The organism is Shigella sp. FJ200513 (genome assembly GCF_040495915.1).
Taxonomy (GTDB): domain Bacteria; phylum Pseudomonadota; class Gammaproteobacteria; order Enterobacterales; family Enterobacteriaceae; genus ECMA0423.
The window spans coordinates 16,252-29,318 of the sequence record NZ_JBDYCV010000011.1; the positions used below are offsets into that span (position 1 = coordinate 16,252).

At 51.8% G+C, this 13,067-nt stretch carries 12 protein-coding genes and 2 pseudogenes; 7 read left to right on the top strand and 7 right to left on the bottom strand.

The window, feature by feature from the left end; translation table 11 throughout:
• The first annotated feature begins 37 nt into the window (after positions 1–37).
• The 5 genes from ftsZ to mutT all read left to right on the top strand — a co-directional run bounded on the left by ftsZ (position 38) and on the right by mutT (position 6,166).
• The gene (gene ftsZ, locus ABZJ92_RS04140; RefSeq protein WP_000462776.1) at positions 38–1,189 is read left to right on the top strand and encodes a cell division protein FtsZ; all 1,152 of its coding nucleotides are present in this window, start codon (positions 38–40) and stop codon (positions 1,187–1,189) included.
• A gap of 100 nt (positions 1,190–1,289) precedes the next feature.
• Entirely contained in the window at positions 1,290–2,207 is a 918-nt protein-coding gene (lpxC, locus tag ABZJ92_RS04145; protein ID WP_000595482.1) for a UDP-3-O-acyl-N-acetylglucosamine deacetylase, read from the top strand.
• Between the two features lie 230 nt (positions 2,208–2,437).
• Positions 2,438–2,950 carry a secA translation cis-regulator SecM gene (gene secM / locus ABZJ92_RS04150; RefSeq protein ID WP_000014321.1) on the top strand — a complete coding sequence of 171 codons (513 nt, stop codon included), beginning with the start codon at positions 2,438–2,440 and terminating at the stop codon, positions 2,948–2,950.
• A gap of 61 nt (positions 2,951–3,011) precedes the next feature.
• Positions 3,012–5,717, top strand: a complete 2,706-nt coding sequence (gene secA / locus ABZJ92_RS04155; protein ID WP_000905790.1) for a preprotein translocase subunit SecA — start codon at positions 3,012–3,014, stop codon at positions 5,715–5,717.
• A gap of 59 nt (positions 5,718–5,776) precedes the next feature.
• Positions 5,777–6,166 (top strand): 8-oxo-dGTP diphosphatase MutT, encoded by a 390-nt coding sequence (gene mutT, locus ABZJ92_RS04160; RefSeq protein ID WP_000736025.1) that lies wholly within the window; start codon positions 5,777–5,779, stop codon positions 6,164–6,166.
• Between the two features lie 99 nt (positions 6,167–6,265).
• On the opposite strand, the gene yacG is transcribed toward mutT, so the two are convergent.
• Genes yacG through coaE form a run of 3 tightly spaced genes read right to left on the bottom strand, consistent with a single transcriptional unit; the run spans position 6,266 to position 7,836 of the window.
• Positions 6,266–6,463, bottom strand: coding sequence for a DNA gyrase inhibitor YacG (gene yacG / locus ABZJ92_RS04165; RefSeq protein WP_000005042.1), 198 nt, complete (start codon positions 6,461–6,463; stop codon positions 6,266–6,268).
• A gap of 9 nt (positions 6,464–6,472) precedes the next feature.
• On the bottom strand, positions 6,473–7,216 hold the full coding sequence (gene zapD / locus ABZJ92_RS04170) for a cell division protein ZapD (RefSeq protein ID WP_001194738.1): 744 nt from the start codon (positions 7,214–7,216) through the stop codon (positions 6,473–6,475).
• On the bottom strand, positions 7,216–7,836 hold the full coding sequence (gene coaE / locus ABZJ92_RS04175) for a dephospho-CoA kinase (RefSeq protein ID WP_000540596.1): 621 nt from the start codon (positions 7,834–7,836) through the stop codon (positions 7,216–7,218). The genes zapD and coaE overlap by 1 nt, the downstream gene beginning before the upstream one ends.
• Positions 7,837–7,860: 24 nt before the next feature.
• Between coaE and ABZJ92_RS04180 the strand changes: the two are divergent.
• Both ABZJ92_RS04180 and guaC read left to right on the top strand, forming a co-directional pair.
• Positions 7,861–7,899: pseudogene (locus ABZJ92_RS04180) on the top strand (hypothetical protein).
• Between the two features lie 161 nt (positions 7,900–8,060).
• The gene (gene guaC / locus ABZJ92_RS04185; RefSeq protein ID WP_001217323.1) at positions 8,061–9,104 is read left to right on the top strand and encodes a GMP reductase; all 1,044 of its coding nucleotides are present in this window, start codon (positions 8,061–8,063) and stop codon (positions 9,102–9,104) included.
• A gap of 34 nt (positions 9,105–9,138) precedes the next feature.
• Here the strand turns inward: guaC and hofC are convergent, their stop codons facing one another.
• The 4 genes and pseudogenes from hofC to nadC all read right to left on the bottom strand — a co-directional run bounded on the left by hofC (position 9,139) and on the right by nadC (position 13,024).
• Entirely contained in the window at positions 9,139–10,341 is a 1,203-nt protein-coding gene (hofC, locus tag ABZJ92_RS04190; RefSeq protein WP_000157258.1) for a protein transport protein HofC, read from the bottom strand.
• A pseudogene (locus tag ABZJ92_RS04195) lies at positions 10,331–11,478 on the bottom strand (ATPase, T2SS/T4P/T4SS family). Before ABZJ92_RS04195 ends, hofC begins: the two are co-directional and overlap by 11 nt.
• 9 nt (positions 11,479–11,487) lie before the next feature.
• Entirely contained in the window at positions 11,488–11,928 is a 441-nt protein-coding gene (ppdD, locus tag ABZJ92_RS04200) for a prepilin peptidase-dependent pilin (RefSeq protein ID WP_000360918.1), read from the bottom strand.
• Positions 11,929–12,130: 202 nt separating this feature from the next.
• Positions 12,131–13,024 carry a carboxylating nicotinate-nucleotide diphosphorylase gene (gene nadC / locus ABZJ92_RS04205; RefSeq protein ID WP_001135171.1) on the bottom strand — a complete coding sequence of 298 codons (894 nt, stop codon included), beginning with the start codon at positions 13,022–13,024 and terminating at the stop codon, positions 12,131–12,133.
• Between the last annotated feature and the right edge of the window lie 43 nt (positions 13,025–13,067).

Sequence of the window (13,067 nt, forward strand, 5' to 3'; positions counted from 1 at the left end):
ACGGACTCAGGCGACAGGCACAAATCGGAGAGAAACTATGTTTGAACCAATGGAACTTACCAATGACGCGGTGATTAAAGTCATCGGCGTCGGCGGCGGCGGCGGTAATGCTGTTGAACACATGGTGCGCGAGCGTATTGAAGGTGTTGAATTCTTCGCGGTAAATACCGATGCACAAGCGCTGCGTAAAACAGCGGTTGGACAGACGATTCAAATCGGTAGCGGTATCACCAAAGGACTGGGCGCTGGCGCTAATCCAGAAGTTGGCCGCAATGCGGCTGATGAGGATCGCGATGCATTGCGTGCGGCGCTGGAAGGTGCAGACATGGTCTTTATTGCTGCGGGTATGGGTGGTGGTACCGGTACAGGTGCAGCACCAGTCGTCGCTGAAGTGGCAAAAGATTTGGGTATCCTGACCGTTGCTGTCGTCACTAAGCCTTTCAACTTTGAAGGCAAGAAGCGTATGGCATTCGCCGAGCAGGGGATCACTGAACTGTCCAAGCATGTGGACTCTCTGATCACTATCCCGAACGACAAACTGCTGAAAGTTCTGGGCCGCGGTATCTCCCTGCTGGATGCGTTTGGCGCAGCGAACGATGTACTGAAAGGCGCTGTGCAAGGTATCGCCGAACTGATTACTCGTCCGGGTTTGATGAACGTGGACTTTGCAGACGTACGCACCGTAATGTCTGAAATGGGCTACGCAATGATGGGTTCTGGCGTGGCGAGCGGTGAAGACCGTGCGGAAGAAGCTGCTGAAATGGCTATCTCTTCTCCGCTGCTGGAAGATATCGACCTGTCTGGCGCGCGCGGCGTGCTGGTTAACATCACGGCGGGCTTCGACCTGCGTCTGGATGAGTTCGAAACGGTAGGTAACACCATCCGTGCATTTGCTTCCGACAACGCGACTGTGGTTATCGGTACTTCTCTTGACCCGGATATGAATGACGAGCTGCGCGTAACCGTTGTTGCGACAGGTATCGGCATGGACAAACGTCCTGAAATCACTCTGGTGACCAATAAGCAGGTTCAGCAGCCAGTGATGGATCGCTACCAGCAGCATGGGATGGCTCCGCTGACCCAGGAGCAGAAGCCGGTTGCTAAAGTAGTGAATGACAATGCGCCGCAAACTGCGAAAGAGCCGGATTATCTGGATATCCCAGCATTCCTACGTAAGCAAGCTGATTAAGAATTGACTGGAATTTGGGTTTCGAGGCTCTTTGTGCTAAACTGGCCCGCCGAATGTATAGTACACTTCGGTTGGATAGGTAATTTGGCGAGATAATACGATGATCAAACAAAGGACACTTAAACGTATCGTTCAGGCGACGGGTGTCGGTTTACATACCGGCAAGAAAGTCACCCTGACGTTACGCCCTGCGCCGGCCAACACCGGGGTCATCTATCGTCGCACCGACTTGAATCCACCGGTAGATTTCCCGGCCGATGCCAAATCTGTGCGTGATACCATGCTCTGTACGTGTCTGGTCAACGAGCATGATGTACGGATTTCAACCGTAGAGCACCTCAATGCTGCTCTCGCGGGCCTGGGCATCGATAACATTGTTATCGAAGTTAACGCGCCGGAAATCCCGATCATGGACGGCAGCGCCGCTCCGTTTGTATACCTGCTGCTTGACGCCGGTATCGACGAGTTGAACTGCGCCAAAAAATTTGTTCGCATCAAAGAGACTGTTCGTGTCGAAGATGGCGATAAGTGGGCTGAATTTAAGCCGTACAATGGTTTTTCGCTGGATTTCACCATCGATTTTAACCATCCGGCTATTGATTCCAGCAACCAGCGCTATGCGATGAACTTCTCCGCTGATGCGTTTATGCGCCAGATCAGCCGTGCGCGTACGTTCGGTTTCATGCGTGATATCGAATATCTGCAGTCCCGTGGTTTGTGCCTGGGCGGCAGCTTCGATTGTGCCATCGTTGTTGACGATTATCGCGTACTGAACGAAGACGGCCTGCGTTTTGAAGACGAATTTGTGCGTCACAAAATGCTCGATGCGATCGGTGACTTGTTCATGTGTGGTCACAATATTATTGGTGCATTTACCGCTTATAAATCCGGTCATGCACTGAATAACAAACTGCTGCAGGCTGTCCTGGCGAAACAGGAAGCCTGGGAATATGTGACCTTCCAGGACGACGCAGAACTGCCGTTGGCCTTCAAAGCGCCTTCAGCTGTACTGGCATAACGACATTTATACTGTCGTATAAAATTCGACTGGCAAATCTGGCACTCTCTCCGGCCAGGTGAACCAGTCGTTTTTTTTTGAATTTTATAAGAGCTATAAAAAACGGTGCGAACGCTGTTTTCTTAAGCACTTTTACGCACAACTTATCTTCATTCGTGCTGTGGACTTCAGGCTTTAATGATAAGATTTGTGCGCTAAATACGTTTGAATTCGATCGGGATGGCAATAACGTGAGTGGAATACTGACGCGCTGGCGACAGTTTGGTAAACGCTACTTCTGGCCGCATCTCTTATTAGGGATGGTCGCGGCGAGTTTAGGTTTGCCTGCGCTCAGCAACGCCGCCGAACCAAACGCGCCCGCAAAAGCGACAACCCGCAACCACGAGCCTTCAGCCAAAGTTAACTTTGGTCAATTGGCCTTGCTGGAAGCGAACACGCGCCGCCCGAATTCGAACTATTCCGTTGATTACTGGCATCAACATGCTATTCGTACGGTAATCCGTCATCTTTCTTTCGCAATGGCACCGCAAACACTGCCCGTTGCTGAAGAATCTTTGCCTCTTCAGGCGCAACATCTTGCATTACTGGATACGCTCAGCGCGCTGCTGACCCAGGAAGGCACGCCGTCTGAAAAGGGTTATCGCATTGATTATGCGCATTTTACCCCACAAGCAAAATTCAGCACGCCCGTCTGGATAAGCCAGGCGCAAGGCATCCGTGCTGGCCCTCAACGCCTCACCTAACAACAATAAACCTTTACTTCATTTTATTAACTCCGTAACGCGGGGCGTTTGAGATTTTATTATGCTAATCAAATTGTTAACTAAAGTTTTCGGTAGTCGTAACGATCGCACCCTGCGCCGGATGCGCAAAGTGGTCAACATCATCAATGCCATGGAACCGGAGATGGAAAAACTCTCCGATGAAGAACTGAAAGGGAAAACCGCAGAGTTTCGTGCGCGTCTGGAAAAAGGCGAAGTGCTGGAAAATCTGATCCCGGAAGCTTTCGCCGTGGTGCGTGAGGCAAGTAAGCGCGTCTTTGGTATGCGTCACTTCGACGTTCAGTTACTCGGCGGTATGGTTCTTAACGAACGCTGCATCGCCGAAATGCGTACCGGTGAAGGTAAAACCCTGACCGCAACGCTGCCTGCTTACCTGAACGCACTAACCGGTAAAGGCGTGCACGTAGTTACCGTCAACGACTACCTGGCGCAACGTGACGCCGAAAACAACCGTCCGCTGTTTGAATTCCTTGGCCTGACTGTTGGTATCAACCTGCCGGGCATGCCAGCACCGGCAAAGCGCGAAGCTTACGCAGCTGACATCACTTACGGTACGAACAACGAATACGGCTTTGACTACCTGCGCGACAACATGGCGTTCAGCCCTGAAGAACGTGTACAGCGTAAACTGCACTATGCGCTGGTGGACGAAGTGGACTCCATCCTGATCGATGAAGCGCGTACACCGCTGATCATTTCCGGCCCGGCAGAAGACAGCTCGGAAATGTATAAACGCGTGAATAAAATTATTCCGCACCTGATCCGTCAGGAAAAAGAAGACTCCGAAACCTTCCAGGGCGAAGGCCACTTCTCGGTGGACGAAAAATCTCGCCAGGTGAACCTGACCGAACGTGGTCTGGTGCTGATTGAAGAACTGCTGGTGAAAGAGGGCATCATGGATGAAGGGGAGTCTCTGTACTCTCCGGCCAACATCATGCTGATGCACCACGTAACGGCGGCGCTGCGCGCTCATGCGCTGTTTACCCGTGACGTCGACTACATCGTTAAAGATGGTGAAGTTATCATCGTTGACGAACACACCGGTCGTACCATGCAGGGCCGACGCTGGTCCGATGGTCTGCACCAGGCTGTGGAAGCGAAAGAAGGTGTGCAGATCCAGAACGAAAACCAAACGCTGGCTTCGATCACCTTCCAGAACTACTTCCGTCTGTATGAAAAACTGGCGGGGATGACCGGTACTGCTGATACCGAAGCTTTCGAATTTAGCTCCATCTACAAACTGGATACCGTCGTTGTTCCGACCAACCGTCCAATGATTCGTAAAGATCTGCCGGACCTGGTCTACATGACTGAAGCGGAAAAAATTCAGGCGATCATTGAAGATATCAAAGAACGTACTGCGAAAGGCCAGCCGGTGCTGGTGGGTACTATCTCCATCGAAAAATCGGAGCTGGTGTCAAACGAACTGACCAAAGCCGGTATTAAGCACAATGTCCTGAACGCCAAATTCCACGCCAACGAAGCGGCGATTGTTGCTCAGGCAGGTTATCCGGCTGCGGTGACTATCGCGACCAACATGGCGGGTCGTGGTACAGATATTGTGCTCGGAGGTAGCTGGCAGGCAGAAGTTGCCGCGCTGGAAAATCCGACCGCAGAGCAAATTGAAAAAATTAAAGCCGACTGGCAGGTACGTCACGATGCGGTACTGGAAGCAGGTGGCCTGCATATCATCGGTACCGAGCGTCACGAATCCCGTCGTATCGATAACCAGTTGCGCGGTCGTTCTGGTCGTCAGGGGGATGCTGGTTCTTCCCGTTTCTACCTGTCGATGGAAGATGCGCTGATGCGTATTTTTGCTTCCGACCGAGTATCCGGCATGATGCGTAAACTGGGTATGAAGCCAGGCGAAGCCATTGAACACCCGTGGGTGACTAAAGCGATTGCCAACGCCCAGCGTAAAGTTGAAAGTCGTAACTTCGACATTCGTAAGCAACTGCTGGAATATGATGACGTGGCTAACGATCAGCGTCGCGCCATTTACTCCCAGCGTAACGAACTGCTGGATGTCAGCGATGTGAGCGAAACCATCAACAGCATTCGTGAAGATGTGTTCAAAGCCACCATTGATGCCTACATTCCGCCACAGTCGCTGGAAGAAATGTGGGATATTCCGGGGCTGCAGGAACGTCTGAAGAACGATTTCGACCTCGATTTACCAATTACCGAGTGGCTGGATAAAGAACCAGAACTGCATGAAGAGACGCTGCGTGAGCGCATTCTGGCGCAGTCCATCGAAGTGTATCAGCGTAAAGAAGAAGTGGTTGGTGCTGAGATGATGCGTCACTTCGAGAAAGGCGTCATGCTGCAAACGCTTGACTCCCTGTGGAAAGAGCACCTGGCAGCGATGGACTATCTGCGTCAGGGTATCCACCTGCGTGGCTATGCACAGAAAGATCCGAAGCAGGAATACAAACGTGAATCGTTCTCCATGTTTGCAGCGATGCTGGAGTCGTTGAAATATGAAGTTATCAGTACGCTGAGCAAAGTTCAGGTACGTATGCCTGAAGAGGTTGAGGAGCTGGAACAACAGCGTCGTATGGAAGCCGAGCGTTTAGCACAAATGCAGCAGCTTAGCCATCAGGATGACGACTCTGCAGCCGCAGCTGCACTGGCGGCGCAAACCGGTGAACGCAAAGTAGGACGTAACGATCCTTGCCCGTGCGGTTCTGGTAAAAAATACAAGCAGTGCCATGGTCGCCTGCAATAAAAGCTAACAGTTGAAGTAAAAGGCGCAGGATTCTGCGCCTTTTTTATAGGTTTAAGACAATGAAAAAGCTGCAAATTGCGGTAGGTATTATTCGCAACGAGAACAATGAAATCTTTATAACACGTCGCGCAGCAGATGCGCACATGGCGAATAAACTGGAGTTTCCCGGCGGTAAAATTGAAATGGGCGAAACGCCGGAACAGGCGGTGGTGCGTGAACTTCAGGAAGAGGTCGGGATTACCCCACAACATTTTTCGCTATTTGAAAAACTGGAATATGAATTCCCGGACAGGCATATAACTCTGTGGTTCTGGCTGGTCGAAAGTTGGGAAGGGGGGCCGTGGGGTAAAGAAGGGCAACCCGGTGAGTGGATGTCGCTGGTCGGTCTTAATGCCGATGATTTTCCGCCAGCCAATGAACCGGTAATTGCGAAGCTTAAGCGTCTGTAGGTCGGATAAGGCGTTCACGCCGCATCCGACATTTGCACAAGATGCCTGATGCGACGCTGTCCGCGTCTTATCAGGCCTACGTGAGGCATCAGACAAATGTCACTGCTTTGGCTCTTCGCTCCAGTCATCGCTTTCGGAAAGATCGCCACTGCTGGGGATTCGTTTTTCTTCAGCAGCCCATTCTCCGAGGTCGATCAGCTGACAACGTTTGGAGCAAAATGGCCGAAACGGGCTGATTTCACCCCACACCACCGTTTTCCCGCAGGTTGGGCAATTCACCGTAATAGTTTCTGACATTTTTACTCCTTAGCAACAGGCCAGTTCGAAATCCAGACGTTCCGGTACCTGTCCGTTTTCAGTGTCCAGCGGCATAAAACGAATGGCAAAACGGCTCTTATGTCCGGAAATTTGCGGATAAAGCTGTGAATCGAGCGACAGATTCAGGCGCAGCAAGTCGGCATCGCCACCGTTATCCTGATAAAAACCATTCAGGCTGGTTTGTTTACGGAAGGGGGCCGACTGGCGAATTAAATCCAGCACCATGGTAAGTGCCTGGGTGAGCGGGTTCAGGCTGGCAATCCAGGTTTCTACCTGGCTGTCGCGCTGCGCCTGGGGTAGATGCAGCCAAATGTGCAATGTAGGTAAATCAAAGCTGCAACAGCCGCCTGGGATGCTCAGTCGCTGACGCACCAGAGCAATCAAACGATCTTCACGCAGAAATTGCCCGATACGCGGCGCGGAAATTAATACGCTCACCGCCGCTTTTAACTGCTGAATTAATGCTTCAATACGGCTCTGGTCCACGCCAGGCACGCCAATCCAGGTCTGGAGTTTACGTTGCTGCCGGTTAAGTTCTTTCAACAGCTCAGTGCGGACTTCGCCGCGCTCGAAAACATCCAGTAATTCACTGACATTACGGAAGAAATGCAGCGCGCCAGCGTGGTCAACGATGGGTAAATTAACGGTGAGTTGCTGAATCAAAAACTCAATGCGCAGCCATGTACGCATTTTTTCATTTAGTGGATGTTCAAAAAGGACCTGGGTCTGCATTACGGTTTTTCCTGTGAGACAAACTGCGACGCAAGCTGCAAATAGTGTGCGTGCAGGCGGGCAACATCCGATGCGATAGCATCCGGTGCGCCGTTATTATCAATGACGTCATCTGCCACGGCAAGGCGGGCTTCGCGCGTTGCCTGAGCAGCAAGGATTTGTTCGACATGTTCGCGAGTTACATCATCGCGCTGCATGGTGCGCTTAAGTTGCGTTTCTGGGCTGACATCCACCACCAGCACTCGATTCGCTTTTTTATACAGTGAGTTTTCTACCAGCAATGGCACAACCCACAGTACATAGGGGGAAGTTGCTTGCTGGATCTGGTGTTGCGTCTCTTGTTGAATCAGCGGATGCAGCAGGTCGTTAAGCCAGTTTTTCTCTTCCGGGTTGGCGAAGATCCGCTCGCGCAAGGCCCGGCGCTGCAATGTTCCATCAGCAGCAATCATGTTTTCGCCAAAGTGATCAGCAATGGCATGTAGCGCAGGTGCACCTGGTTCAACCACCTGACGCGCAATAATATCGGCATCAATGACGTTAATTCCGAGATCAGCAAACGCATTGGCAACGGTACTCTTACCACTGCCAATGCCTCCCGTTAAGGCAACTATATACCCCATAATTTATATTCCCGGGAATTCATCATGATTATCAAAACGTTAAAAATGAGCGCGCGAAAGTGAAATTGATGAAACGTTCGCTCACTATTTACCAGGTAAATTTATGGGATTGTAGCGTAAAAAAAGACAATTTCGCAGTCTTGCGCCGCATTGATTAGTGCGTATGATAGCGTCACTGGAGTTGCGCTCTTACCCTTATAGCCATTAACCCCAGGAATCCGCACATGCGTATTGAAGAAGATCTGAAGTTAGGTTTTAAAGACGTTCTCATCCGCCCTAAACGCTCCACTCTTAAAAGCCGTTCCGATGTTGAACTGGAACGTCAATTCACCTTCAAACATTCAGGTCAGAGCTGGTCCGGCGTGCCGATTATCGCCGCAAATATGGACACCGTAGGCACATTTTCTATGGCCTCTGCGCTGGCTTCTTTTGATATTCTGACTGCTGTGCATAAACACTTTTCTGTCGAAGAGTGGCAAGCGTTTATCAACAATTCTTCCGCTGATGTGCTGAAACATGTGATGGTTTCTACCGGCACGTCTGATGCGGATTTCGAAAAAACTAAACAGATTCTCGACCTGAACCCGGCATTAAACTTCGTTTGTATTGATGTGGCGAATGGTTATTCCGAACACTTCGTGCAGTTCGTTGCGAAAGCGCGTGAAGCGTGGCCGACCAAAACCATTTGTGCTGGCAACGTAGTGACTGGTGAAATGTGTGAGGAGCTTATCCTCTCCGGTGCTGATATCGTTAAAGTTGGCATTGGCCCAGGTTCTGTTTGTACAACTCGCGTCAAAACAGGCGTCGGTTATCCGCAGCTTTCTGCGGTAATCGAATGTGCCGATGCGGCGCACGGTCTGGGCGGAATGATCGTCAGCGACGGTGGCTGTACCACGCCGGGCGATGTGGCGAAAGCCTTTGGCGGCGGTGCCGATTTCGTCATGCTTGGCGGCATGCTGGCGGGCCACGAAGAGAGCGGCGGTCGCATCGTTGAGGAGAACGGCGAGAAATTTATGCTGTTCTACGGCATGAGCTCCGAGTCTGCGATGAAACGTCACGTTGGCGGCGTTGCGGAATACCGCGCAGCAGAAGGTAAAACCGTTAAGCTGCCGCTGCGAGGCCAGGTTGAAAATACCGCGCGTGATATTTTGGGCGGCCTGCGTTCAGCTTGTACATACGTTGGGGCTTCACGCCTGAAAGAGCTGACCAAGCGCACCACGTTTATTCGTGTGCTGGAACAAGAAAACCGCATCTTCAACAACCTGTAATCTCCCAACGCTGGCGTGGAGCAACACGCCAGCGTTATCCCATCCCACTCATCGCATCGCCTAAATGGAAAATTGGCAGATACATTGCCACCACCAGCGTACCGATAATTCCTCCCGTTATGATCAGCAACGCCGGTTCCAGTAAGGCTGCGAGGTTATCCGCCAGCGCCATTGTGTTATCCCGATGATGATGGGCGAGGTTGTCTAACATGAGGTCCAGCGAGCCGGATGCCTCTCCTGTTCTCACTAATTGCAAACAGAGCGGGCTAAACTCACCGGCATTTTTTAGCGCCAGCCAGATGGGATGACCGTTACTGATATCGTGCTGGATTTGTGTCAGAAGTTGCACCCAGTACGGGCAGCGCATTGTTTCTCTGACGCTCTCTACGCCCTGTAAAAAAGTAATGCCTGCACTTTGTGTCAGCGCCAGAATCGTAAAGATCTGCGTGAGTTTTTGTCCCCTCATCAGTGAACCCATAATCGGGATGCGTAACAGCAATTTCTGCCGCGCGATAAGCCAGGTCGGGCGGCGCATCAGCAACTTATTGGCTATCGCCAGCAGAAAGCCGAACAACACCAGCAGCCAGCCCCATTCGCCACTAAAGTCTGCCAGCGTCATGATCCCCTGCGTTAGTGCCGGTAGTGGGGTGTTGAAGGTCTTATAGATAGCGGCAAACTCCGGCAGAACAAAATGCAGCATTGCCACAACCACCATGATTGCCATCGCTAAAATGATGATGGGATAACGCAACGCTGATTTCACTTTGTCGGTCAACTGACGCTGGGATTTTTGCTGACGCGCCAGTTCAAAGCAGCATTCATCCAGCTTACCGGTCAGTTCACCCGTGCGGATCATCGCCTGATAGAGCGGCGGAAATGCCTCTGACCAGGGTAATAAGGCATTGGAAAAAGCAATGCCCTGTTCGAGATCGTGCGCCAGCGATTGCAGCAACGCTTGCCATTGCTTACTGGGATGCTGTTCCGCCAGCAGAGCCAGCCCTTCAGAAAGCGTTAACCCGGCTTTAAGTAGCGTCGCCAGTTGATGAATGACTTCCGCGCTTTTATCTCCTCGCCACTGCGCAGAATTGATGGCGATTCGCTTCAGGCTTAGTGGGGTAACCATCTGTTGCTGTAGTGCCATAAGCAGTAAAGTACGGCTCTCTGCCCATAGCATCCCATCTTGCGCATTGCCGTCGCCGGTTATGCCATGCCAGCGCCAGAGTTGCTTACTTGCCATGCGGCATCCCCAGTACGCGGATTAACTCTTCAAAGGTGGTTAAGCCTTGCTCCACGGCCAGGCAGCCGTTTTCAAAAAGCGTACGCATACCCGCCTGTCGGGCGTGCGTTTCCAGCGATTCAACTTCAGTATTAGCGGAAATAAGCTGGCGTATGGCTGGTGTAATGGGCAGGACTTCAAACAAGGCGGTACGACCATAAAAACCGTGGTAGCAATGTACACAACCGGGTGCCTGCCAGTGGGGCAGCGGCGACGGCCATACAGTGTCTGGAATATGGATGGGCTCCCCTTGCTGTCGGCGACAATGTGGGCAAAGTTTACGTACCAGACGCTGGGCTATTACCAGCGTAAGCGCCGATGATAGCATCCAGCGGGCGACCCCCATTTGCTGTAAACGTACCAGCGTTTCAGTGGTGGAATTGGTGTGTAGCGTGGACAACACCAGGTGACCGTTTTGCCACTGCCTGTAGGGCCAGTTACCAGCACCAGTCCCTGTGGTTGTTGCAAGGCATGAGCAAAGTCCGCCAGTTGTAACGGCTGCATTCCCAGCGTGTTAACATCCAGTGCCTGGCTCACCTGCTGTAACAACCTTAATACCACCTTTTCACCACCCCGACATGGTAAGGTCGCAATACGAAATGAGACGGTGTTTCCTGCCAGTTCGACAGTGAATTGCCCGTCCTGCGGCAGGCGATGTTCCGCAATATCCAGGTTTCCCAGCACTTTTAATCTGGCTGTTAATGCGACTCCGGCATCCGGTGAAACATCCGGTAAAGGATGCAATACGCCGTCGATACGCAAGCGGATGCGGTAGGCATTGTCCGCTGGTTCGATATGAATATCAGACGCGCGTTGTTCCAGCGCAGATTGTAACGTTCGAGTCAGCAACTCTGCTTTGGGCTGATGCTTCTCCTGAACAGCTACGGGTAATGTCTGTTGTGTGCGACTGGCGTGACCTTCCATTTGTTGGCGCGTCCAGCAGGTGATCTCAATACGTTTGGTGGTAGCGAAATGCAATGCGTCCAGCAACTCATGTGAGGGGGCATCGACCACCGCAACATGAACCACTTCTTCGCTGGCATCCAGCAAGACTCCCTGATAACGCAGGCACAGGGCCGTGAGCTGTGGAATATTCATTGCCGCTCCTTAGTTGGCGTCATCAAAGCGGAAGACATCTTCGCAGGCTTGCTGCAATGCGCTGTCACTTTGAATATTGCAGTTGCGCGCCCAGCCGGTGACGCCGTTTGCGTTATCCCAACCTGGCGTCATGACGACGCTTAGCCCATTGAGACTTTCTTGCCCGGTCAGCGACACCACGCCCTTTGCCACACTCATGGCTGAAACATAGCGGGTGGTGGTAGGCGAGGGAATGCCATTGCTGCCACCGTCGCAGGTATCTAATCCACCATGTTCCAGCGCGCACAACTCTACGGCGGTACGGTAAGGCACAAAGGTTTGTAGCATGTCGGTGAGTGCGGCTTTGCGCAGGTAGTTTTGATAAGCGGGAATACCAATGGAGCTTAAAATGGCAATGATGCCAATAACCACCATCAGTTCGATAAGTGTAAAACCGCGTTGCTTGTCCATCTGTTTCGCTCCTTGATTTGGTTGGTGCTACTTTGGCAAACGCCATCAGCACAGGCGAGGGGCAAAAAACGAAACGGGAAAGCAGATTCCGAGGTTTTTTATTTCGTTGCAGCGAAAGACAAGAAATTTGCGAGGCGTTACGAAGAAAGTTGGGGAAGGGGAGATTATCCGCCCGCGATGGAGCGGATAAATCTGTCAGCAATTAGCGAAAACGCATTGAAAGGTCGAGTGCTTGTACGTGTTTAGTTAGCGCACCGACGGAGATAAAGTCCACGCCCGTTTCGGCAAATTCGCGCAGTGTTTTGTCAGTGACGTTGCCAGACACTTCCAGTAGCGCCTTGCCGTTGGTGCGTTTGACGGCTTCGCGCATCTGTTCTGTTTCGAAGTTATCCAGCATGATGATATCGGCTCCGGCTTTCAGGGCCTCATCAAGTTCTTCCAGATTCTCTACTTCGACTTCTACTGGCGCATCCGGATGCAGCCAGGACGCTTTTTCGACCGCCTGGCGCACTGAGCCGGAGACAATAATATGGTTTTCTTTGATCAGGAAGGCATCAGAAAGCCCCAGACGGTGATTCGCTCCGCCGCCGCAAAGTACCGCGTATTTCAGAGCTGAACGCAGGCCAGGTAAGGTTTTGCGCGTATCCAACAACTGCGTGTTGGTGCCTTCCAGTAATTCGACATAGTGGCGTACCTTACTGGCAACTCCTGAAAGGGTTTGCACAAAATTAAGCGCAGTGCGTTCGCCCGTTAACAGCACGCGGGATGGGCCTTCAAGTTCGAACAAGGGTTGATTGGCGTTGATGACATCGCCGTCATCCACATGCCAGATTATGGTGACATCGTCGCCTGCCAGTTGAATAAACACCTCTTCAACCCAGCGTTTGCCACAAAATACGCCATTCTCGCGGGTGATCACCGTGGCATGAGAGCGAGAATTTTCCGGTAAAAGTTTTGCCGTAATGTCATTGTTGGCATCGACTGTTCCGCCTAAATCTTCCCGCAGCGCCTGGGCCACCGCGCCGGGGATATCGAGATTAATGCGTTCCAGCAGCTCGTCACGTCGGGTGTCAGGGTTGTAGCGGCGAGGCGGCATGTTAAAACTCCAGATAGCTAACGAATCATAAGGTAGAAACATG